Annotated in this window: 20 protein-coding genes and 1 pseudogene; 15 read left to right on the top strand and 6 right to left on the bottom strand. The window is 55.3% G+C overall.

Annotated features, from left to right (window positions below; translation table 11 throughout):
• Position 1 precedes the first annotated feature (1 nt).
• The 4 genes from rfbB to rfbD are packed head-to-tail and all read left to right on the top strand — an operon-like array spanning position 2 to position 3399.
• Positions 2–1069 carry a dTDP-glucose 4,6-dehydratase gene (rfbB, locus tag AWB64_RS26820; RefSeq protein WP_060858444.1) on the top strand — a complete coding sequence of 356 codons (1068 nt, stop codon included), beginning with the start codon at positions 2–4 and terminating at the stop codon, positions 1067–1069.
• Positions 1059–1952, top strand: coding sequence for a glucose-1-phosphate thymidylyltransferase RfbA (gene rfbA, locus AWB64_RS26815; protein ID WP_060858443.1), 894 nt, complete (start codon positions 1059–1061; stop codon positions 1950–1952). Before rfbB ends, rfbA begins: the two co-directional genes overlap by 11 nt.
• Positions 1937–2488: a dTDP-4-dehydrorhamnose 3,5-epimerase gene (gene rfbC / locus AWB64_RS26810; protein WP_060858442.1), complete on the top strand. Its 552-nt coding sequence runs from the start codon at positions 1937–1939 to the stop codon at positions 2486–2488. Before rfbA ends, rfbC begins: the two co-directional genes overlap by 16 nt.
• Before the next feature lie 8 nt (positions 2489–2496).
• A complete protein-coding gene (gene rfbD / locus AWB64_RS26805; protein ID WP_060858441.1) occupies positions 2497–3399 on the top strand; it encodes a dTDP-4-dehydrorhamnose reductase in 903 nt (300 codons plus the stop codon).
• Between the two features lie 35 nt (positions 3400–3434).
• Here the strand turns inward: rfbD and AWB64_RS26800 are convergent, their stop codons facing one another.
• Complete coding sequence (locus AWB64_RS26800) at positions 3435–4301, bottom strand: symmetrical bis(5'-nucleosyl)-tetraphosphatase (RefSeq protein ID WP_060858440.1); 867 nt, start codon at positions 4299–4301, stop codon at positions 3435–3437.
• Positions 4302–4740: 439 nt separating this feature from the next.
• Between AWB64_RS26800 and gmd the strand changes: the two genes are divergently transcribed.
• Both gmd and AWB64_RS31755 read left to right on the top strand, forming a co-directional pair.
• The gene (gmd, locus tag AWB64_RS26795) at positions 4741–5778 is read left to right on the top strand and encodes a GDP-mannose 4,6-dehydratase (protein WP_060858439.1); all 1038 of its coding nucleotides are present in this window, start codon (positions 4741–4743) and stop codon (positions 5776–5778) included.
• 11 nt (positions 5779–5789) lie between these two features.
• Positions 5790–6383 (top strand): hypothetical protein, encoded by a 594-nt coding sequence (locus AWB64_RS31755; RefSeq protein ID WP_157766716.1) that lies wholly within the window; start codon positions 5790–5792, stop codon positions 6381–6383.
• Between the two features lie 2 nt (positions 6384–6385).
• On the opposite strand, the gene AWB64_RS26785 is transcribed toward AWB64_RS31755, so the two are convergent.
• From AWB64_RS26785 to AWB64_RS26775, 3 genes are read right to left on the bottom strand one after another with little or no spacing between them, the layout of a single operon-like run.
• Positions 6386–7501, bottom strand: coding sequence for a glycosyltransferase family 4 protein (locus AWB64_RS26785; RefSeq protein WP_060858437.1), 1116 nt, complete (start codon positions 7499–7501; stop codon positions 6386–6388).
• A gap of 1 nt (position 7502) precedes the next feature.
• Complete coding sequence (locus AWB64_RS26780) at positions 7503–8252, bottom strand: glycosyltransferase family 2 protein (RefSeq protein ID WP_060858436.1); 750 nt, start codon at positions 8250–8252, stop codon at positions 7503–7505.
• An 11-nt stretch (positions 8253–8263) separates the two neighbouring features.
• Complete coding sequence (locus AWB64_RS26775) at positions 8264–9217, bottom strand: GDP-L-fucose synthase family protein (protein ID WP_208603321.1); 954 nt, start codon at positions 9215–9217, stop codon at positions 8264–8266.
• 636 nt (positions 9218–9853) lie between these two features.
• On the opposite strand from AWB64_RS26775, the gene rfbF reads away from it, so the two are divergent.
• The 8 genes from rfbF to AWB64_RS26735 all read left to right on the top strand — a co-directional run bounded on the left by rfbF (position 9854) and on the right by AWB64_RS26735 (position 17051).
• Entirely contained in the window at positions 9854–10630 is a 777-nt protein-coding gene (gene rfbF / locus AWB64_RS26770; RefSeq protein ID WP_060858435.1) for a glucose-1-phosphate cytidylyltransferase, read from the top strand.
• Positions 10627–11700 carry a CDP-glucose 4,6-dehydratase gene (rfbG, locus tag AWB64_RS26765; protein WP_060858470.1) on the top strand — a complete coding sequence of 358 codons (1074 nt, stop codon included), beginning with the start codon at positions 10627–10629 and terminating at the stop codon, positions 11698–11700. Before rfbF ends, rfbG begins: the two co-directional genes overlap by 4 nt.
• Before the next feature lie 12 nt (positions 11701–11712).
• The gene (gene rfbH / locus AWB64_RS26760) at positions 11713–13035 is read left to right on the top strand and encodes a lipopolysaccharide biosynthesis protein RfbH (RefSeq protein WP_060858434.1); all 1323 of its coding nucleotides are present in this window, start codon (positions 11713–11715) and stop codon (positions 13033–13035) included.
• Positions 13036–13044: 9 nt separating this feature from the next.
• Positions 13045–13869 (top strand): transketolase, encoded by an 825-nt coding sequence (locus tag AWB64_RS26755; RefSeq protein ID WP_060858433.1) that lies wholly within the window; start codon positions 13045–13047, stop codon positions 13867–13869.
• On the top strand, positions 13866–14783 hold the full coding sequence (locus tag AWB64_RS26750) for a transketolase family protein (RefSeq protein WP_060858432.1): 918 nt from the start codon (positions 13866–13868) through the stop codon (positions 14781–14783). The genes AWB64_RS26755 and AWB64_RS26750 overlap by 4 nt, the downstream gene beginning before the upstream one ends.
• A gap of 3 nt (positions 14784–14786) precedes the next feature.
• Complete coding sequence (locus tag AWB64_RS26745; RefSeq protein ID WP_060858431.1) at positions 14787–15722, top strand: NAD-dependent epimerase/dehydratase family protein; 936 nt, start codon at positions 14787–14789, stop codon at positions 15720–15722.
• A gap of 71 nt (positions 15723–15793) precedes the next feature.
• Complete coding sequence (locus AWB64_RS26740) at positions 15794–16117, top strand: GtrA family protein (protein ID WP_208603320.1); 324 nt, start codon at positions 15794–15796, stop codon at positions 16115–16117.
• The gene (locus AWB64_RS26735) at positions 16110–17051 is read left to right on the top strand and encodes a glycosyltransferase family 2 protein (RefSeq protein WP_060858430.1); all 942 of its coding nucleotides are present in this window, start codon (positions 16110–16112) and stop codon (positions 17049–17051) included. The genes AWB64_RS26740 and AWB64_RS26735 overlap by 8 nt, the downstream gene beginning before the upstream one ends.
• Before the next feature lie 155 nt (positions 17052–17206).
• On the opposite strand, the gene AWB64_RS26730 is transcribed toward AWB64_RS26735, so the two are convergent.
• The gene (locus tag AWB64_RS26730; protein ID WP_060858429.1) at positions 17207–18850 is read right to left on the bottom strand and encodes a DUF6311 domain-containing protein; all 1644 of its coding nucleotides are present in this window, start codon (positions 18848–18850) and stop codon (positions 17207–17209) included.
• A gap of 355 nt (positions 18851–19205) precedes the next feature.
• Positions 19206–20849 carry a DUF6311 domain-containing protein gene (locus AWB64_RS26725; RefSeq protein ID WP_060858428.1) on the bottom strand — a complete coding sequence of 548 codons (1644 nt, stop codon included), beginning with the start codon at positions 20847–20849 and terminating at the stop codon, positions 19206–19208.
• A 218-nt stretch (positions 20850–21067) separates the two neighbouring features.
• Here AWB64_RS26725 and AWB64_RS32800 point away from each other — a divergent pair.
• Positions 21068–21375 (top strand): annotated as a pseudogene (locus AWB64_RS32800) (hypothetical protein); the annotation flags it as partial.
• Positions 21376–22705 lie beyond the last annotated feature (1330 nt).

Genomic DNA, 22705 nt, shown 5'->3' with positions numbered 1-22705 from the left:
CATGATTCTTGTGACGGGCGGAGCTGGCTTTATAGGCGCGAACTTCGTGCTTGAGTGGCTCCGCGCGTCGAGTGAAGCCGTGCTCAACGTCGACAAGCTGACCTACGCCGGAAACCCGCTCACGCTGAAGCCTTTGCAGCACAATGGCAATCACGTTTTTGCGCGCGTGGACATCTGCGACCGTGCGGCAATCGATGCGCTGCTTGCTCGCCATCGACCTCGCGCAATCCTGCATTTCGCGGCGGAAAGCCACGTGGACCGATCGATACATGCTCCCGCCGAGTTCGTGCAAACCAACGTGGCCGGCACATTCACGCTGCTCGAAGCGGCGCTTTCGTATTGGCGCTCTTTGCCCGATGCCGGACAGGCGGCGTTTCGCTTCCTGCATGTATCGACGGATGAAGTCTTCGGTTCGCTCGCGCCCGGCGACGCGCCTTTCTCCGAGACCGCACGGTACGCGCCGAACAGCCCTTATTCCGCGACCAAGGCCGCTTCCGACCACCTCGTGCGGTCGTATCACCACACGTACCGCTTGCCCACCATCACGACTCACTGCTCGAACAACTACGGCCCTTATCAGTTTCCAGAGAAGCTGATACCGCTGATGATCACGAACGCGATCACCGGCGAGTCGCTGCCGGTATATGGCGACGGCATGAACATTCGCGACTGGTTGCATGTCAGCGACCACTGCGCCGCGATCCGCGAAGTGCTGTCGCGCGGCCAGATCGGGGAGACGTACAACATCGGCGGCTGGAACGAAAAGACGAACCTCGGCGTTGTGCACACAGTGTGCGACTGGCTCGACCGGCTGAAGCCGAGAGCGGCGGGGTCATATCGCGATCAAATCGCGTTCGTGAACGACCGGCCGGGACATGACCGGCGTTACGCTGTCGACGCTCGCAAACTCGAGCGGGAACTCGGCTGGAAGCCGGCGGAAACGTTCGAAACGGGTATCGAGAAAACGGTCCGCTGGTATCTGGACAATCAGGCGTGGGTTGGCGACGTAGTTTCCGGCGCTTATAGAACGGCATGCTTCGACACGGCAAGGATCGGCGATGGCGCGTAAAGGCATCATTCTGGCCGGTGGCACCGGAACACGGCTTTATCCAATCACGCACGTGGTCTCGAAGCAATTGTTGCCCGTGTATGATAAACCGATGATCTACTATCCGCTATCCACGCTGATGACAGCGGGGACTCGCGAAGTCCTGCTCGTTTCGACGCCGCACGACGCGCCGCTGTTTGAAGCCATGCTCGGCGATGGAAGCCAGTGGGGCATGGACATCCAGTACGCCGTGCAGCCAACGCCCGATGGGCTAGCGCAGGCGTTTATCATCGGCGAGCGGTTCATTGGCGCGGATCCGTGCGCATTGATTCTCGGCGACAATATTTTTTACGGTCAGGATCTCGACCGCCGCCTCGCGCAGGCGGATGCGAGAACAGAGGGCGCTATAGTCTTTGCGTACCATGTGCAGGATCCCGAGCGCTACGGCGTGGTGGAATTCGACGCGGATTTTCAGGTGGTATCGATTCATGAAAAGCCCCGGGTGCCTCGCTCGAGTTACGCGGTCACAGGCCTTTATTTCTACGATAACGACGTTTGCCGGATCGCCCGCAACATCAAGCCATCCGCGCGCGGCGAACTGGAAATCACCGATGTCAACACGGCGTACCTCGCGCAACAGAAGCTCGAGGTTCAAATCCTGGGCGGCGGTTTTGCATGGCTCGACACCGGCACGCCCGACTCGCTGATCGACGCTGCAACATTCATTGCAACGTTGCAGAAGCGCCAGGGTTTGATGATTGCGTGCCCTGAGGAAATCGCTTTTCGCAGTGGCTGGATCGATGGCGAGCAGGTCTCGAAGCTTGCCGCGCCACTCGCGAAAAACGCTTACGGCCGATATTTGCTCAACCTTCTCACGCATCAAGTCGCATGGCCCTCAAAGTAATCGCCACCGCGCTGCCGGAGGTCGTGATCGTTGAACCGGAAGTATTCAGCGACGCCCGCGGCTTCTTCTACGAAAGCTTCAACAGCCGCGATTTTGGCGAGCATGTGGCGGCAGGCATGGAATTCGTGCAGGACAACCATTCGCGTTCGGCGCGCGGCGTATTGCGCGGACTGCACTATCAGATCGAGCGTCCGCAGGGGAAACTCGTTCGGGTCGTGGAAGGGGAAGTGTTCGACGTCGCCGTCGATTTGCGCAAAAGCTCGCCTCGCTTCGGCCATTGGACGGGCGTGAGTCTATCGGCGGAGAATCGACGGCAATTGTGGATTCCACCAGGGTTCGGGCATGGTTTCGTGGTGCTGTCGGCATCGGCGCAATACTTGTACAAGACGACGGATTACTGGTATCCGGAACATCAGCGAAGCATTGCATGGAACGATCCGGCAATCGGAATCCAGTGGCCGATAGATTTCGAGCCAATGCTTTCTGAAAAAGATGCTGCGGCGGTGAGACTGGCCGATGCCGAACATTACGCATGAGCGCTGCAATGACGGTCCGGGATTTGCCGAAGCCGACCATTCTGCTGACGGGCGCGACCGGCCAGATTGGTTTTGAACTTGTGCGCAGTCTGCAAGGCTTGGGTCGTGTCGTGGCGTTCGATCGTGCTGGACTCGATTTATCGGACACTGCGCGGATAGGACAAGTGGTCAGCAATGTCGCGCCCGCAGTGATTGTGAACGCGGCGGCTTATACCGCTGTCGATGCAGCGGAAACCGATGTTGCTGGCGCGATGCGATTGAACGCGGAAGCGCCGGAAGCGCTGTCGCGGGTGGCGAAACGTCTCGGTGCGTTGCTGGTGCATTACTCCACGGACTACGTGTTCGATGGCGTCAAACCCGGTGCGTACGTGGAGGATGACGCGACGAATCCGCTGAATGTCTATGGCGTCAGCAAACTGGCGGGAGAGCAGGCGATTGCGGCGTCGGGTTGCGCGTATCTGGTTTTTCGCACGAGTTGGGTCTACGGCGCCCGGGGCACGAACTTCCTTCGGACCATGCTGCGGCTTGCCGCCGAGCGCGACGAACTCAGCGTAGTGAACGATCAAATAGGCGCGCCAACGTGGTCGGGAACCATCGCCGACGAAACGGCCATCGCGCTGTCGCAGCTACTTCGCGGTCAGCGCGAAGACTGGTTTCGCCGCTCGGGCGTCTACCACCTCACGGCTGCGGGATCGACCTCGTGGGCTGGTTTCGCGCAGGCGATCTTCGATAATTCGAGGCAGCCGGCCAAGCCCGTGATCAAAGGCATTCCAACGATTTCGTACCCGGCTCCCACCGTGCGGCCGTTGAACTCAAGGCTTTCAAACGGCAAGCTGGCGGATGTTTTCGGCATCGAGCCGTCCCCTTGGGACGAAGCGCTGCGCCAGTGCATGGCGCAATCGCAGCTTTGAGGCGGTGATTGCGTTAATCAGGCGTTAGTCGTGCATCAGTCGATTACAGCGCGGCAGTTCGAGCAATCGACCTGCGTCACTTTGCGTTCGGCTGGGTCGCTTGCGAGCCGGATTGCCGTGAGTTGTTCGCCCCAGACGCAACCCGAGTCCAGTCCGATGATGTTGTCGCGAACGATCAGTCCGATCGCCGCCCAATGACCAAAAATGACGGTTACGTCCGATGTCCCGCGCGAAGGCACGTCGAACCACGGCATGAATCCGGCAGGACCCGAAGCTACGCCGCCGCTGGACGAGAAATCCATGTCGCCTTCGGGCGAACAAAAGCGCAGGCGCGTGAGCGCATTGCATATCACGCGCAGCCGGTCGGCGCCTTTGAGCTTCGGTTTCCATCGGGTCGGCTCGTTGCCGTAGAGGCTCGCGAGCGTTTCCTTCCAGTTGGGCGCGCGCAGGGCGCGCTGGAATTCGTCGGCGAGTTCCAGCGTGGTCGCCACGTCCCATTGCGGCAACACGCCGGCGTGGACCATCAGCATGCCGTGATCGAAATGCGCGATGGGACGATGCCTGACCCAGTCGAGGAGATCGGCGGCGTCGGGCGCGGCGAGGATATCGTCGATGGTATCGCCTTTCTTCGATTTACGAATACCCGCCGATACGGACAACAGATGCAGGTCGTGATTACCGAGGACGGCAACGGCGCGGTCACCGAGCGCGATCAGGTCGCGCAGCGTAGCAAGCGATTCCGGGCCGCGGTTGATGATGTCGCCGGCGAACCACAGCGGCGTGGTGTCGCTGGGCGCGGTTTTCGCCAATAGACGCTGGAATGCTTCGCGGCAGCCCTGGATGTCGCCGAAGGCGAGGGGGACCGTCGGATGGGCCGGATTTTGCGAAAATAAAGATGCCATGTAGGAATGATGCGAAGAATGAATCTATTACCGGCCCGGACGTGGCGGGTGAGCCTTATCAGGACAAAGTTGCGGGTGGTGCTGACGCTGCAAACCGACATGGCATAGTAACCGACGCAGCGAAGTGTCTGTGTAGTCGGATGCGGACTTCGTGAGACGGAAGAGCGCCATATTCACCGGGCTTTAATAATTTTTGAACAGTTTTTTCAGTGCTTACAATCGGGGCGTTTACGAGAAGTTTTCCCCGCCCGGGCGGCGTAAAGCTTGCTACGGGGGTGTTTCGCATTCATTGCCAGATTTGCTTGCCTGTGCTCACGGCCGGATAAGCATACGTCTAGGCCGACGAAGCGGTTTGCGCGTCGGATATAATCAGCACCATTTTTAAGCCATTCTCCACCATTGCGCCGGATTTGCTTGATGGTGGGTTTTTCCAAGGGAGATGGAATTGACGAGCGCAGTTGTTACGGGCATTACGGGGCAAGACGGGGCGTATCTCACTCAATTGCTGTTGGAGAAGGGATACGACGTACACGGTACCTATCGGCGCACAAGTTCCGTCAACTTTTGGCGCATGGAGGAACTTGGTGTCCTGAACCATCCGAAGCTGAACCTAGTCGAGCACGATCTGACCGATCTGGGCGCAACCATCCGCTTGCTCGAAATGGCCCAGCCTCGTGAAGTGTATAATCTCGCGGCACAAAGTTTTGTCGGAGTCTCGTTTGACCAGCCCGCTACCACGGCAGAAATCACCGGCGTAGGCGCGTTGAACCAGCTGGAAGCAATCCGTGTTGTTGATAGATCGATTAGGTTTTATCAGGCTTCTACTTCCGAGATGTTCGGGAAGGTCCAGGCAATTCCTCAAAAGGAAGACACACCGTTTTATCCGCGTAGCCCCTATGGCGTCGCGAAGCTGTATGCCCACTGGATTACGATCAATTATCGTGAGTCGTACGATATTTTTGGTTCCAGCGGCATTCTGTTTAATCACGAGTCGCCGTTGCGCGGCCGAGAGTTCGTGACGCGCAAGATCACCGATTCAGTGGCAAAGATTGCACTTGGCAAGCTGGATGTGCTCGAACTGGGCAACATCGATGCGAAACGCGACTGGGGCTTCGCTAAGGAATATGTCGAGGGCATGCATCTTATGCTTCAGGCCGACGAGGCGGATACATTCGTGCTTGCCACCAACCGGACAGAGACGGTTCGCGATTTCGTCACCATGGCGTTCAAGGCAACTGGTGTTGAATTGAACTGGCGCGGCGCGGGAGAAAAGGAAGAGGGCGTCGATTCGAACGGCAAAGTGCTGGTACGCGTAAATCCGAAGTACTACCGTCCGGCCGAAGTTGAGCTGTTGATCGGCAACCCCGCAAAGGCAAAGGAAAAGCTTGGATGGGAACCGAAGACTACACTGGAGCAGCTTTGCAAAATGATGGTCGAGGAAGACCTACGCCGCAATAAGGCGGGTTTTTCGTTCTAAACGAGTAATTCGTGCATTGGGACCAGGCTAGTGTTTCGTCAGATCGGCCGAAATACAGTGGAACCACCAACCCAACTGATTTTGTGGGAGGTGGCTCTGCTGTCGATCGGTGTCGAGAGTACTCGCGACTCGAAGATAATACTGTCAAGCGTTTGGTCGGTTATGCTGATCAAATCGATGCCCGAATTCTTATTCACGCCGTTATTGGTTCTTCGGCCGGCATGCTGCGATTCCTCATAAAAAGGGCGATCTATGCACTTTGTCATCGTGAACCATCGATGAGCCGGGTAACCTCGCGCAGCTTGAATTTCATTTGGAATCCAAGGCGCGTTCAAACTCGCGAAGGAAAAAGTGAGGAGACGAATCTGTTTCCGACGAACGACTGGTTTTCGGAGACCGTCAACTTTCGCTTTGAGTTTGAGGAGGTGATTTACCGTGGTCTTATTAGTCACGCGGCTTTGCGCGAGCACTTTCACGCTGCGGATACCGACGATGGCCCCATGAACGCTTTCGTTCTCAATTCAGCACTCATCGCCGGCATTGCGGCTACACGGGTTCGCACTGCCGAATCTGGCGTGGTCAGGATCGAATCCTGCGATATCTGACGTCAGCGTGAAGACTCGTAAGCAATTCGCTTATACAGATCGACATACGAGTCGGCCATCTTGTCCGCAGTGAAAAGCTTGCAGAATCGTTGCTGCGCCGCAGATCCAAATCTCACTGCGAGCGCTTCATCGTGCCACATCTGGTCGATTGCATTTCGTAGCGCGGCGCGGTTGCATGGGGGCACGACAAGCCCGGTTTCATTAGCCATGTTCACATAAGACGTTCCAGTGCCAATTTCGCACGAGATCATCGGCTTGCCGAACATAGCTGCTTCCAGCAGTGAAATGCCGAATGCTTCCGATCTCAGATGCGACGGAAAGAGGAGCCCATAGCACAGCGTAAGCAGGGCGACCTTGTCTTCATCAGGCAGTGCGCCGACGAAATGCACGTTGCGCAAATCCAGCGCTGCAGCCTGCGACTTCAATTCATTCTCGAGAGGGCCACCACCCAGGATGACGACGGTGTAGTCGGAGCCCTTCAGGGCGTCCAGCAGGACATGCAAGCCCTTGTAGTAGCGCAGCATGCCAACGAACAGAAAGAACTTGGGTCCGACGCGAGCCCGCCATTTGGCCACTCTGGCTTCAGTTGCGGGAGGGTAAGCTTGCGTGTTTAGCCCGAAAGGGATCACCTCGACCTTGTCTGCGAACCGCTGCAATACCACGCTGCTCTTCGCGTACTGCGGCGAGGTCGCAACGATGCGCGTGACGCTGCCGAGAAAACGCATCATCAAAGGCCGATAGAAGTGCAGGAGCGTTTTCTGCCGGACTATATCCGAGTGATAGGTGACGACCGTCGGCTTGTTCAAACGTGTGAGGAAATGCGCCATGTCCATGAACGGCCACGGGAAGTGGTAGTGGATCACGTCCGCGTGCTGGGAGAGTTCCTTCAACCGGGAGAGTGACGACAGCGAAAATGCCGACGACGCAATATTGAGATCGAGCCGCGCTCGATAGTGCATGTGGTCGCCCAGATCCACTGTTGACGTGTTGCGGCTGACGGTGAGTACGTCGCTTGCTACACCCCGGCGGGCGGAGCCGCTGCAGATCTCACCGATCACCTGCTCGATGCCACCCATCGTATCCGGCTTATAGGTCTTATAGAAATGAAGAACTCGCATGCTAGCGGATGAGGGTCTTCCACCAGACGGCGTAAGGCTGGGCGAGCCACCACTTCAACGGTACATGGCCATGATGGCGGCGCACTGTCTCCATCGCTTCCTTGTAGTGCAGGCGGCGATGAATACGCGTTTTGGTTTCATCGTGGTTCCGGTTGACCGCGACTTCTTCATCGACAAAACCAAGCGGACCACCGGTGCGATAAAGACGCCACCAGAGGTCGTAGTCGAGCGCCATCTTCAGGGACGTGTCGAGGCCTCCGACTGCGGTCCAAGCGCTGCGCCGGACCAGTGACGCTGGCTGGGTGATGACGCAGCGTGTTGCCATGCGGCGCTCGTTAAACGGTTCGACCCACGCGGGAGTGCGCCGACCAGTAACCTCATCGAGATGCAGCGCCTTGCCGTACGCGGCTGGCCACATGGAGTGCCGCTCTAGTGCTGCGACGAGTTTGCCGAGGCCACCGGGCAATAAGAAGTCATCGCTATTGAGCCAGCAAACATACGGTGCTGTACCCAGGGCAATGCCTTCGTTGATTGCCGCAGCCTGCCCGTCGTCCTTGTGACTACGCCAGCCTGCAAGCTTCGATTCCCAATTTCGAATGATAGAAACCGAATTGTCTGTCGAGCCCCCGTCCATCACGAAGATTTCGGTGGGGACACTTTGCGAGGCTATCGATCGAAGGGCGTCTTTGAGGAAGCGCCCTTGGTTGAACGAAGGAACGACGACAGTAACGGCGGGCTTGCGATTGGGCATACGTTGGTGAGCTACCGCTTGTCCCCGTTCAGGAAACTTTGATAGGCGAGGCGCAAGCCTTCTGGCAACTCGGTCTTCGCTTTCCAGCCGAGCGCCTTCAGTTTGTCAACAGACAGGAGCTTGCGCGGTGTGCCGTCGGGCTTTGTGGTGTCAAATGTCAATTTTCCGTCGAAGCCGACTGCCTCGATCACCGCTTGCGCTACTTCGCGAATCGTGACGTCCGTTCCTAGGCCGATGTTGAACAGGCCGGACGGCACACCGGATTCCATCATGAAGACGCAGGCGTCGGCCATGTCGTCGACATACATGAATTCGCGGCGCGGCGTACCTGTGCCCCAGACGACCAGTTCGTGATCGCCGCGCAACTTCGCTTCGTGCGCCTTGCGAATCAGCGCCGGCAACACGTGGCTCGTCGCGAGGTCATAGTTGTCGTTGGGACCGTAGAGGTTGGTCGGCATGGCGCTCGCGTACTGCGTACCATATTGGCGGTTGTACGCGTCGCAGAGTTCGACCCCGGCAATCTTAGCGATGGCATACGGCTGATTGGTCGGTTCGAGCGGACCGGTCAACAGGTAGTCTTCGCGGATAGGCTGAGGGCACTCACGCGGGTAAATGCAGGATGAACCGAGAAACAGCAGTCGCTGGACACCTGCTTCGTAGGCCGAATGGATAACGTTGTTCTGGATGGCGAGGTTCTGAAAGATGAATTCGCCAGGATACGTATTGTTCGCGTAGATGCCCCCGACTTTCGCCGCCGCGAGGAAGACATAATCCGGTTTTTCGCGCTGCATGAACGACCGCACGGCGTGATTATCTTCAAGATCCAGTTCCGCGCGCGTCGCACTCAGGACGTTTTCATAGCCGCTGGCATTCAGGCGGCGGACAATTGCTGAGCCGACCATGCCACGATGACCGGCGACGTAGATTTTGGAAGCTTTGGTGATGGTTGCTGTGGTCGTCGACATTACTTTCCTCGTACTCCTTTTGAACGTTCCCACCGATCATGCGGTACTTGCATTGTGCGCGCATTCTGCGTCGGCGCTGCAAGCACCGGGCGCACCGCGCGCCGTATGCGGCATTTTTCAACAAACTCACATCATATCGCCAATGCGTCGGCGACATTTAGGTCTTGGTGCGCCTCGTGGTACCCTCCGTCGTCCGTGCACAACAGCCTGCCCCGCGCCGCGGTGAAACTAGCGGTCGCTTTTTGCCGACAGCCAAGGGGTCAAGCGAGGGCGATTCTTTGATCAGTTTGCTATTGGTTTCGAACCGGGCTATCATTATAAGCAAATTTCCCGCTCATATGTTTTTCATTTCCGATGTCTGTATCGATGTTGATTATGGGGGCACAGGGATTGTTTAATGAAAAAAGAGATAAAAATTGGATAAGCTTGTTATTAACTCGGTTCATTGTGATTTGACAGCTAAATTAACTTTAAATTAAAAATCCGAGTAACGCTTCGTCCTCCGGATAATCTAGATTAATATATTTTGATAGTTTCTAAATTTTAACAAGCGTTATTTTTTAAAACGATGTTTCGAGATTGCTATTTCGATAGCGACATTTGGTTAATTCGCGAAATATAAGGAAAGCGTCTTTAATGAAAGCTGTAATCCTCGCTGGCGGTCTTGGAACTCGAATCTCTGAGGAAACGCACCTCAAGCCGAAGCCAATGATTGAAATTGGGGGGAAGCCGGTCCTCTGGCACATAATGAAGATCTATTCACATTATGGGATTAATGATTTCGTGATTTGCTGCGGGTACAAAGGTTATGTGATCAAGGAGTATTTTGCAAATTACTTCCTCCATATGTCGGATGTTACGTTCGATATGGAGCACAACCGGATGGAGGTACATCAGCGCTTTGCGGAACCGTGGCGAGTGACGCTCGTGGACACGGGCGAAGAAACCCTCACCGGGGGGCGTTTAAAGCGGGTTGCGCAATATTTGGATCGCGATGAACCATTCTGTTTCACTTATGGCGACGGTGTTGGCGACGTGAATATCAGCGAGCTGATTTCGTTTCATAAGTCTCACGGTTTAAATGCAACCCTCACCGGCGCGAATCCTCCGGGTCGATTTGGTGCTTTGGATATTGCCAGCGACGCAAAAGTTACCGCATTTCGTGAAAAGCCCACGGACGCAAGCGGTATGATCAATGCCGGGTTTTTTGTGCTCTCCCCTGAAGTTATCAACTACATTGACGGAGATCAAATAAGTTGGGAGCGTGAGCCTTTGGAGCGCCTCGCCAACGAGGGTCAGCTCGCGGCATTTTCACACCATAGTTTTTGGCAACCGATGGACACGCTCCGGGATAAGAATTTTCTCGAGGAACTTTGGGCAAGTGGTAATGCGCCGTGGAAGGTATGGAAATGAATCCAAAGTTCTGGGCAGGCAAGCGCGTTTTTCTAACGGGCCATACGGGTTTTAAAGGTAGTTGGATGTCTCTCTGGCTGCAAAGTCTTAATGCCGAATTGACGGGTTTTGCGCTGCCGGCGCCGACACACCCTAGCCTTTTCGAAGAAGCCAGGGTAGCCGACGGCATGAAATCAATAACCGGTGACATCCGTGACCTGGCTGCAATCCAGCGAGCCATTCTTGATGCGCAGCCGGAAGTCGTCATACACATGGCCGCACAGCCGCTGGTGCGTTACTCATATCAAAACCCCGTGGAAACCTATGCGACCAATGTCATGGGCACGGTGCATCTGTTGGAAGCGGTCCGCGCTGCTCCGGGTGTGAAAGCTGTTGTCAACATTACCACTGACAAATGCTATGAGAATCGTGAGTGGGCGTGGGGTTATCGGGAAAACGAGCCAATGGGAGGCTACGATCCGTATAGCAACAGTAAAGGATGCGCGGAGCTGGTAACGTCGGCGTATCGTTCTTCGTTTTTCAATCCGGCGGCCTACTCACAACATGGTGTTGCCCTTGCAACTGTCCGGGCGGGCAACGTGATCGGTGGCGGAGACTGGTCTCAGGATCGCCTGATTCCGGACATCCTAGGTGCGTTCGAGGCGGGTCGTGTAGTCAGCATCCGCAATCCTCACTCCATCCGACCGTGGCAACATGTTCTCGAGCCGTTACACGGTTATCTAACCCTCGCCGAACGGCTTTATGCCAACGGTCCGGATTACGGGGAGGGTTGGAACTTCGGGCCTATCGACGATGATGCAAAGCCGGTCGGCTGGATCGCAGAACAAATGGGTCAAATGTGGGGCGCTGATGCAAAGTGGCAAGTCGACGCAGGCGATCATCCGCATGAAGCAACTTATCTAAAACTTGATATCTCCAAGGTTCGTACCCGCCTTGGATGGCGCCCTTCTTTGCGGCTGACCGAAGCCTTGAAGCTCGTCGTCGACTGGTCCAAGCAGCGCCAGCGCGGTACCGACATCCGCACGCTAACGCTGGATCAGATTCACGCCTATCAAAATTGCGACGAATAACTCCCCCTTACCATGCAAAACGCCAATACAAACGCCATTCGCGCGCAGATCGCCAAGCTGGTTGAAGAATATGCGGCCATCGCGCTCGCATCCCAACCCTTTCTGCCGGGGGCATCTGTGGTCCCGCCGTCCGGAAAAGTGCTTGATGCCTCGGAGCTTAAGCTCATGGTCGAGGCGTCGCTTGACGGCTGGCTGACCACTGGTCGATTCAACGACGAATTCGAAGCGAAGCTCGCTGCGTTTCTCGGCGTGCGATATCTCATTACCGTAAATTCCGGCTCGTCGGCTAATTTGGTGGCGTTTACAACGCTCACTTCTCCTGCGTTGGGCGAGCGCGCAATTAAGCCGGGCGATGAAGTGATTGGCGTTGCAGCAGGCTTTCCCACCACGGTCAACCCGATCCTTCAGTTTGGTGCCGTGCCGGTATTTGTAGATGTCCAAATTGGAACTTACAACATCGACGCGAGCAAGATTGAAGCCGCGATCAGCCCTAAGACGAAAGCGATCATGCTGGCGCACACGCTAGGGAATCCGTACAACCTGGAAGTTATCACTGCGTTGTGCAAGAAGTACAATCTCTGGCTGGTGGAAGACTGCTGTGACGCGCTTGGCTCGACTTACAACGGTCAACTGGTGGGGACCTTCGGCGATATTGGAACATTAAGCTTCTACCCGGCGCATCACATCACAATGGGTGAAGGCGGCGCGGTCTTTACGAATAATCCCGACCTGAAGCGCATTGCTGAAAGCTTCCGCGATTGGGGCCGCGACTGCTATTGTGCACCGGGCAAGGACAATACTTGCGGGCGTCGTTTCAGTCAGCAATTCGGTTCCTTGCCGGAAGGCTATGACCATAAATACACATATAGTCATCTCGGCTACAACCTTAAAATTACCGACATGCAAGCCGCATGCGGCCTCGCTCAACTTGAAAAGGCGTCGCGTTTTATTGCGCAGCGCAAGGAACATTTTGCATTTCTCAAGGAGCGTCTGGCTAGCTGCGAAGAATTCCTGATTCTGCCGGAAGCCACGCCAAACAGCGATCCGTCGTGGTTTGGTTTCCCAATTACCTTGCGCGAAGGCTGCCCAGTCAGTCGCGTCGATTTGCTGCAATACCTGGATCAGAACCGGGTCGGAACCCGTCTGCTGTTCGCAGGTAATCTCACGCGCCAACCGTACATGACGGGACGCAATTATCGCGTGAGCGGTGACCTAACCAATACCGACATTGTGATGAACGACACCTTCTGGGTTGGTGTACAACCGGCGCTGACCGAGCCAATGATGGAATTCTCGGTGAGTAAGATCGAAGCATTCCTGGGCGTAAATTTCTGAGTAGTGACCATGACGAGTTCGCCAAATCCCGCCTTCGACGTCAAAATGCTGCGGACAACCGTGCTAGAGATGGCTTACGCCGGTTCGACCGTTCATATCGGCTGTGCGTTTTCGATTATCGAACTGCTTGCAGTGTTGTATCGGAATTATCTGCGGTATCCGGGCAACAACCCGCATGCATCGGATCGGGACTACCTTGTTCTAAGCAAGGGCCACGGGGTGATGGCGCAGTACGCCTGCATGCGTGAGCTGGGATGGCTTCCTGATGAAGCTTTCACGGGTTACTTTTCGGATGGCAGCAATCTCACGGGGCTATCCGATTCCCGTATCCCAGGGCTTGAAGTTACGTCGGGTTCACTCGGGCACGGATTTTCCGTCGGCGTGGGTCTTGCGATGGGCGCGAAGCTGAGTGGCACCGGCCAGCGCACGTTTGCCCTGGTTGGCGACGGCGAGCTCAACGAAGGCCCCATCTGGGAAGGTGCGCTGTTTGCGGCACACAACAAGTTGAAGAACTTTATGGTCATCGTCGACGAGAACGGCTTCCAGGCGATGGGACGCACCGACGAGGTTCTTGGACTGGGTTCGATCCAGGCGAAATTCGAGAGCTTCGGATTCGAGACAATGACAGTTGACGGACACGACGAACGGGCTATCGACGAAGCGATTGTCCAGCTCAGTTCGAGCACATCAAATGCGCCGAAGGCCCTTGTCGCGCGGACTGTCAAAGGTAAAGGCGTGCCATTCATGGAAGGGGATAACATCTGGCATTACACGCGTTTGAATTCGGAAACTTATGAAAAGGCCTTGGCGGCCGTCGCCGGAGGCGTGCAATGAGGGACGCATTTTCTGACACGCTCGTCCGGCTTGCGACCGCGGACCCTAAAGTCCTTCTTTTGACAGGCGATCACGGTTACGCGCTTTTCGACAACTTCCGCAAATCATGTCCGAAACAGTACATCAACGCAGGCATCGCCGAGCAAAACATGATCGGCATGGCTGCGGGGCTGGCACGCGCGGGTTTTCGCCCCATTGTCTACGGACTCAGCGCGTTCGTGCCGGTGCGCGTATTGGAGCAGATCAAGCTTGACATCGCGCACGACCTTCTACCGGTGATTCTGATCGGTGACGGAGCGGGCTTTGTCTATGCCCAGCTTGGAACGAGCCATCAGTCCACGGAAGATATCGCGTGTGCGCGTTCGATTCCGGACTTATCGGTGTATTCGCCCGCTGATCGGTTTGAGTTGACCGCTTGCATGGAAAGGGCCTACAACGCCAAGGCGCCCATCTATATCCGGATGGGCAAGTCGGACCGTGGCGACGTGCATGTTGACAACCTTCCCGAGGGCATCAATGGGCTGCTGGAGTTGAAGCGCGGGGAGGCCCAGAATATTGCGTTTATCGCGACCGGGTCGATGGTGCGAACCGCGCTCGATATCGCACGGGAGCGCTACCCACGCGCCGCGGTCTGGAGCGCGCCGGTTATCAAGCCAATCGATAAATCCCAGGTCGTCGACATCTGCCGCCTTAGCAGCGTGATAGCCGTGCTTGAAGAACATTCGGTGCTGGGCGGTCTCGGGTCGGCCATTGCCGAAATTGCGTCGGAGCTTGCGCCCACGCGTGTGCTTCGCATTGGCGTCCGCGACCAGTTCTCGCAGCATTGCGGATCATATGCGTATTTGTTGAAAGAGCACGGGCTTGATCAACCGGGGATCGAAAAGAGGCTCGAAGACTATTTGTCGGCGAACTGAGTCATGCGCATTGCTATCCTTGGCGCAACCAGTCAGCTCGGTAAAGACCTCACCTTGTCATTCATGACGGGTGCCGATGAATTAGTGCTATTCGCCAGACGCCCGGGAGCCGTCACACAGTGGCTCGAGAGCATCGGCGCGCCGGGCCGGTATCAGGTCGCCGACTTTGACCGGTTCGACCAGCACGATCGATTCAACGCAGTGATCAATTTTGTCGGCGTAGGTGATCCCGCGCAGGCGGCAGCGATGGGCGCGTCGATTTTCGATATCACGCTCAAGTTCGACGAACTCGCACTGACCTACGTCCGTGCGCATCCCGAGTGCCGCTACATTTTCTTCAGTAGCGGCGCTGCTTACTGCTCTCGCTTCGATCAGCCCGTTGATGCGTCGACGCGCTCGCTGGTTGCGATCAACCAGCTTCGCCCGGAGGACTGGTACTCGATCGCAAAGCTTCACGCAGAGTGTCGTCATCGATCACTGCCGGAGCTGCCGATTGTCGATATACGCGTGTTCAATTACTTCAGTCGCACGCAAGACATGACGGCGCGTTTTTTTATCACCGATACGGTTCGCGCCATTCAATCCGGCAAAACTCTCGCGACATCCGCGGAGAACATCACACGCGATTATCTGGGACCGGACGATTTCTATCAGCTCGTGCAGCGGATTTTAAACGCGCAGCCGGCGAACGATGTAGTGGATTGCTACACGAAGGCGCCGGTCGAAAAGTTGACGTTACTTTCGGAATTGCAGCAGCGCTTCGGACTGAAGTATAGGGTAACGACGGATCCTGCGGTAATCAATGCTACTGGCGCGAAGATGCATTACTATTCGACGAATCGCAAGGCTGAAGCATTTGGATATACGCCCACCAAAAATTCGCTCGACAATGTGCTCGATGAGTTGGCCCTGGTATTTTCCACGGGTAACGGCCGGTGATCAAAGTCGAGAGGTTGGCGTTTCGTGACTTACTCCGGCATCAGTTTGTGCGATTTCTGATGGTTGGAGTCTTGAACTCCGCATTTGGATACGCATGTTTTGCGGCGCTCCTCTATTTTGGACTTCACTACGCGCTGGCGCTTCTTCTGGCGACAATACTGGGTGTCGCATTCAATTTCAAAAGTACAGGTGCGTTGGTTTTTGGTTCACATGACAACCGGCTGATCTTCCGTTTTGTCGCCTCGTATGCCGTGGTCTACGCGGCCAATGCCCTTGGCATCAAAATGATGGCGCAGATCGGGTGGCCACCCTATGTGGGTGGAGCGGTCATGATTCTTCCTATGGCTGTATTGGCATTTTTCCTGAACAAAAGGTTCGTATTTAACTATGGCTAAGCTGATAAGCATTGTCACTCCCTGTTACAACGAGGAAGGCAACGTGGAGGAACTCTATCGGCGTATTGCCAAGGTGATGGAGAATTTGCCGTACGAGTACGAGCACATTTGTATCGACAATTGTTCTACAGACAGCACGGTTGCTAAGCTTAAAGTTTTGGCAGCACAGGACAAGCGGCTGAAAATCATTATTAATGCCCGAAATTTTGGTCATATAACGTCGCCTTACCATGCGTTGCTGCAATCGCATGGCGACGCTTGTATCCTCATTGCTTCCGACTTGCAGGACCCCCCCGAGATGATAGTAGACTTCGTCAGGAAATGGGAAGAGGGTTTCAAAACCGTGCTCGCGGTCAAGCCGGAGAGCGAAGAGTCGACGGTAATGTTTTTTATCAGGAAAACGTACTACCGCATGATCTCGCGGATTTCGGAAGTTTCGCTGGTGAATAATGCGACCGGCGCGGGTCTGTTCGATAAAGTTGTTATCGAGATTCTTCGAAAACTGCAGGATCCCTACCCGTACTTCCGCGGACTGCTGTGCGAGATCGGTTTTCCGATTGCAACGGTTCCGTTCAAGCAGCCGAGGCGGCAGCGAGGTGTGACGAAGAACAATTTCTACACGCTTTACGATATAGCCATGCTTGGGATCACGAACCATTCCAAGGTTCCACTCCGTCTCATGGCTATGGGCGGTTTCCTGCTCGCTATCATCAGCATGCTCGCCGCGCTCGGTTTCCTGATAGCGAAGCTGATCTTCTGGAATTCTTTTCAACTTGGCGTTGCACCCATTCTCATTGGGATGTTTTTCTTCGGCGCGATCCAAATGTTGTTCATTGGGTTACTTGGAGAATACATTGGCTCCATTCACACGAAGATTCGCAATATGCCACTGGTTATTGAGTCAGAGCGGATTAATTTCGACGTGCCGGAGTAACAGCGCTTTGGTCGATAGGTTTGCGCAGGCCAGTGGCACCCCTTCACTGATACTGAATTATCTGCGATACGACAAGCTGCCTCCGGGCGGCTTGTTTTTTTAGAGGTCCGAAGAACACTCACGTAATTTATTTTTCCGGGCGAGCTCGACGACTTCTATTGCGGCGAGGACGGTACTTCGATCACTTCCGCGTCGCCCACTTTACGAGTTGGCCAGTGCAGCGCGTGCAATTGCTCGGTCAGGACCGCGGGCGTACCGCTTTCCACCACGATAGATCCCACGCCGTGGTCTATACAAAACGCGAGCACATTTGTTTTGAAATCGGGCTGTGGGACAGGCAGTGTCGCTGCGGAAAAATAATCGATGGCAGGCCAGGCCTCAAACGCCTTCGGCGTGAAGCCGACATAACCGCCTGCCATTTTGAAGCGGAAGTCCGCACGTAGCTGCCACAAAATCGAGTTGCCAGCGCGTCCGTATGGAAGGACGACGACTGTTCCTCTCTGGTTCAGGCGGTCGACACTGGCGGGATCGGAAAAAACCGTGGGCGTGCTGTATGAGACGAACGAGAAGGCACCGGGGTTGGGGAGGATGAAAATGGCAGCGAGCAGAGCGAATGCATACTTTACACGGGAGGGTGATCGAGCGAGCCAGGCGCTTACGAATACGGCGATGCCGAGCGATGTATAGAGCGCAAATCGGCTGGGTAACGCGTGCTTTAGAAGGGGTAGGAACATTGCGATGATACCGGGCAATGGCATCTTGAAATGATGCCCGGCGATCCAGACGATCGGACCGAGTGACATGAGGGCTGCGATCAGTGTTGTCCAACCGAGCGGCCGTCCCCATGCTTCTTGTCTGGCACTGCGGAACGCGATGATGGCGACGACGATCAGGGGGACGCCGAGATATGCATTCTGTTCGGACGCGGTTGCGCTAAAGCGACGCGTGAAGCTGGCGAGTGCGTCTCCGCCTAGCCAGACTGTTTGCATTGGTACAAGAAAGCCGAGCACGTCGTTTGAAAAAACGATCGGGCTATTGATGATCTTTGGAAGCTGTTTCGAGCCGAGCCACAGGCTGTAGAACGCGGGAGACAGCAGAACGATACATATGGCGGCAGAGATCAATGTGTCGATTGCCAGTCCTTTCATGTCCAGGCTGGTGCGCATGGACAGGTAGAACGCGACGTAAGCGACAGAGCCGAAAAGCGCTGACGTTGCGAGGACTTCCATCGAGATTCCGAATTGCAGAAGCACAATTAGCGACAGCGTAGTGACGAACGACCGTTTGCTAATCTCGCGGTTCGCGCGGCGAACCGCCATGAGAGCGATCAGTGGAACCAGCGCAACAACCGTCAGGCTGATGTGCCCGAGTACATGGCTGCTGATGTAAGGCGAGAACCCAAAGATGAAACCACCGATAGCCGCGGGCCGCCCGTTCTTGACTAGGTATCGCAACAGCAGGAAGGCGCTGTACGCGTTGAGTGCGGGAGCGGCGAGGCAGAGAACGCTCCAACTGGTCTCGGCGCCCTTCAAAGCGGTCACTGGCCACATGAGGATCGCGAGCGTGGGGATCGAGTTTGCCCACAGCACGCTGAAACCCGTCGGACTCCACAACAAGTGAGTCAGGAATGGATCGACCCCATGCGATATCGCGTAGGGCCACCACTTCAGAAACCAAATGTACGCGATGGGATCCGTTCCAGGTTGGAAGACGCTTCCAGTGCTAATGCCATGACTGAAAAGCGCGAGCGAAGCGGCAAGGTATCCGACAAGCGGCAGGACAACGGAGAGTCTACGCATTTGATGGCGCGTCCGAAGAGCGGAGCATCCACACCGAAGCCGCTGCACATCGGTTTTCAATAAGCGTCGCATCCTCACACGGCGCGGGCGCGGAGAGAAGATTATGCAGTTTCATGAATCTCGTAGGCATTTATCGGTACATGCGCCTCGATCCGGGACTGCTGGGCAGCAAAATGGTCGCACGACGAAATCGGCCGGAAACTGTACGTAAGCATTTCCGGTCGCAGCTTGTGGCGGAAATGTCAGCCTTTTAGTCTTTTCACAACACTGTATAGACCTTCGTTCAGGCGAGTCTTGGCGCCAGCACGATGGCAGTCGAATCGAAATTTGCGCGGAAAGCATCGGCGCCAAATGTTCAAAGATTAGGAACCCTGACAACAGTCGTATCCCCATACGCATCTTTCGGCCAAGGGAGATTCGATACTGCCGTTGCCAAATACTTTGAGGCCCCCGGCGCAAGAACGATCGCGGTGACACGGTTGCTCGCGCAAAATTCTGCGACTGCCTGATTAAAGGAGTCTTGGTTTGGGGCTTGCTCGGCATCATAGAGATACATCATCGCTTTGTACTTCCATTGCGACTGCGGCACGAACCCTACATATCCTCCGGCCATCTTGAACGCCATGCCTGAGTTGAGTTGCCATAACATGGAATTGCCGAGATAGCCATAGGGAAGTACGACAGCGTTTGCGTTCGTACCTAGCGCCTGCATTACCTCAAGCTTCGAGAGCGCGGCCGGTGTGGTGACATCTCCGAACGCAAACCATTTTGGGTTGGGCAGTAGAAAGAGAAGCGAGGCGAGCGTGGCAGCGTATCGCGCTTTCCTGCTACCTGTACTTATCGATAGCCAGATGCCAATGTAGATCGCTATAACTAGCGAGACATATAGCGTGAACCGCGTAGGTAGTGCATGCCTGATGATCGGAACTTTAGTGAATATCAACCAAGGGAGCGGGATTCGAGTATTGATGCCGGCAAACCAGAGGACCGGTCCCAGACTACAAACCGCAGTCACCGCGAGCGTAATCCAAAGAGGTTTTGACCATCGTTCCTGTGCGCTGGCGCGGATTGCCAGAATCAGGATTACGAGGATCCCTATTCCAATATAAGCGCCTTGCTCCGAAAAATTTCCGGTGAACCTAGCCGCCAACGATTGAAGTGAATCGCCGCCCAGCCATATTGTAGGGTTTGGAACCAGCAAGTTCAGCAGGTCAGCGGAGAACATCTTCGGACTATTGATGACGCTCGGCAGTTCTTTCGATCCGATCGCCATGTAATAGAGGGCGGGCGAGAGTACCAATACTGCTATTACACTAGCAATAACCGTATCCGTGGCGAGGCCGAATAGGTCATGCGAATTTCGATAACGGCCTCGAAAGATCAAAAAAGCAACAAGTCCGAAGAAGGCGGAACTGGCGAGCACCTCGGTCGATATCCCAAATTGCACGATCGCCATGGATGCCATAACCGTGATATAGGCTATACGGGTGAGTTCGCGCGCCGCACGCTTCACCACCAATAACACCGTCATTGGAACAAATGGAACAAGACTCAGGCTTATGTGCCCTAATTGCTGGGCAGTGATATAGGAAGCGAATCCAAAAATCAACGCCGCCATGAACGAGGGTATCGTCTGCTTCGTCAGGTAGCGAATCAGCAGGAAACAGGCATAAGCATTAAGTGCTGGCGTAAGCAAGTTGATGATGTTCCAACTTCGGACAGCGCCGAGCGTGAGGGTGATAGGCGAAAAAATCAACGCCAGAGACGGAATCGAGTTAGCCCACCACATTGGGAACCCGGTGGGATTCCAGATGTAGTCTGATACAGATGGATTGATGCCATGAGACAAGGCGAACGGCCACCAGTTCAGACACCAGATATATACGATCGGGTCACCCCCGGGCTGGAATATCTCTCCATTTCCAAACCCGCGTCCATAAAGCAAAAACGAAAGCGCAAGATATCCGAGCAGCGCTATGAGACTTGTTTTTCTGGTCATTGTGTTACACACACCCGTGCTGGACGGCGAATTCGTGGGTCCGAACCGCAAGGGCCGCGATAAAAATAACACGCCCAGCGATTTCCGTGTTCCTTAGCCAAAATTTTTTGAGGAGTCTACATCAAGTCTCTAAAACGGTGAAATCCTTAATTCGGCAATATGGGTAGAACGCGCGAAACACCTGTCAGCCTTCACGCGAAACGCGTGTCCAGCTTCCACGAAATACGCATGATACCCGTGAACACGCCTATTACGTCGTCTACGTACTCCGTACCAAGGGTACCCGCCAGACGCGGGTCAACGTCGCCGGCAGCCGAAGGGAAATCGAGGTTGGATTTGAGGCCGCCAAGGGCGAATGCGGCCTCGACAACATGAGGTGCGTCGCTGGCAGGGCTGGTACCGTCACATCACGCTGGCGTTGCTGGCGCACGCGGCGCTTGCTGGCTTGAGGGCACAGGCCAAAAAACAGCGGAAGGTTCACTGCCATTCAGCGTCCAGCAGATCCGCCGGTTACTGTGTCGACTGATGTGGCGAACGCTCCACTCCATTGAGCATTTGATGTCGCGGTCAATATGGCGGCGTCGACACCAGTACCGCGCCCGGCAATGCCATTACCGACGACGCGGCGGCGTGCCCTCGGCATATCTACGGCTGTAGTAATAAGCCAAGTCCACCGACCATGACCCAGTCGTATGCTCAGACGACTAGAGCGTCTCCCCAGATCTCGAAGGAAACACCCGCTCCTCGTATTCAGGCAAAAATTTTCCTTCATGTTGCAATCGCATGTTGCAACCGGGGAACGCAATATGCTGAATATATCGATGAGTGGATTCAATTCCTTCCCAAGCGTTGTATTCCGCTTTGCTAACAACCATGTTACCGCCGCCATAGAAGCTGACTACGTACCGCGGAAAGGCGGTTGGATCACAAACCGGATAATTAGAACGAATCGGTGCGTCTTCGGTGGGAGTTGTTATGACTGCATCGGTCATGGGAAGTAAAAAGGTAGGTTACACATTTTGGTATTATAACTAAGTGACTACATTGTAGTTTGCGCGGAGCCGCAACTGGTCGCTAGCGTTGGTTTCTCGCACTGGACCGCTCTCGTACAGGAGGGACGTTAATCCGGCGACCAAGGCCAAGGAGCGTTGCGTCGCGCATGTGACTGCTGTCGACATCCGTGCGTTTGTAACGTGGTGCCATCGGGAAGTACTGAATAGTTACCGACTGCCCATTCAACAGTGCGATCAAATTTAAAGCCAGTCTGGTTTGGATGGTTTCGCTTACAGCCATGCGAAACCCGTCTTGATATCTGAGTTTTATTGCCATGGCCCCGATACTTAGACGTTCGCCCTTCGTGAACTGACGCGAAACATCTTCGCGCTTAGCTATTTATCTCATTGGGCTGGTGCGCTGAGCGTCGCCCGCCGTGGTGCGGCCAGATTTTTCGTAAAGTGGATATCCACGTGCCAACGCCCGAAATTGATGAGCGACTCTCGCCGTTCTCCTCTCCTAAGTCTCGCTTGCCTGCCCAAATTCCACTCGAGCCGCCGGGGTTTCGTGCTCCAATCTATTTGCGCGTACGAGACATGATGTCGACGATGTTGAACGTGCTTTCGCGCCCACGAAGCTCTTGTTTGAACCATCGGGAGGCTCCATGGAGCGAATGCCGTAACGGTGTCGCCACCGAATCCGGTACATTGGCACGACTTGCTGCGGCGGGCTTCGAACTTCCCGGAAGAAGACATCGCAACGACTAGTCTTGTTCCACCGGTGCCGATTGCATCGAGATCGGGGCTGGTAAAACCGAGGCGTCACGGGAAACCATCATCGTTCGCGTAATGCCGCCGAGTGAG

The organism is Caballeronia sordidicola (assembly GCF_001544455.2).
In the GTDB taxonomy this organism is placed as follows: Bacteria; Pseudomonadota; Gammaproteobacteria; order Burkholderiales; family Burkholderiaceae; genus Caballeronia; species Caballeronia sordidicola.
The sequence above is the reverse complement of the archived record's forward strand: the minus strand, read 5'-3'. Positions and strand labels throughout refer to the sequence as shown.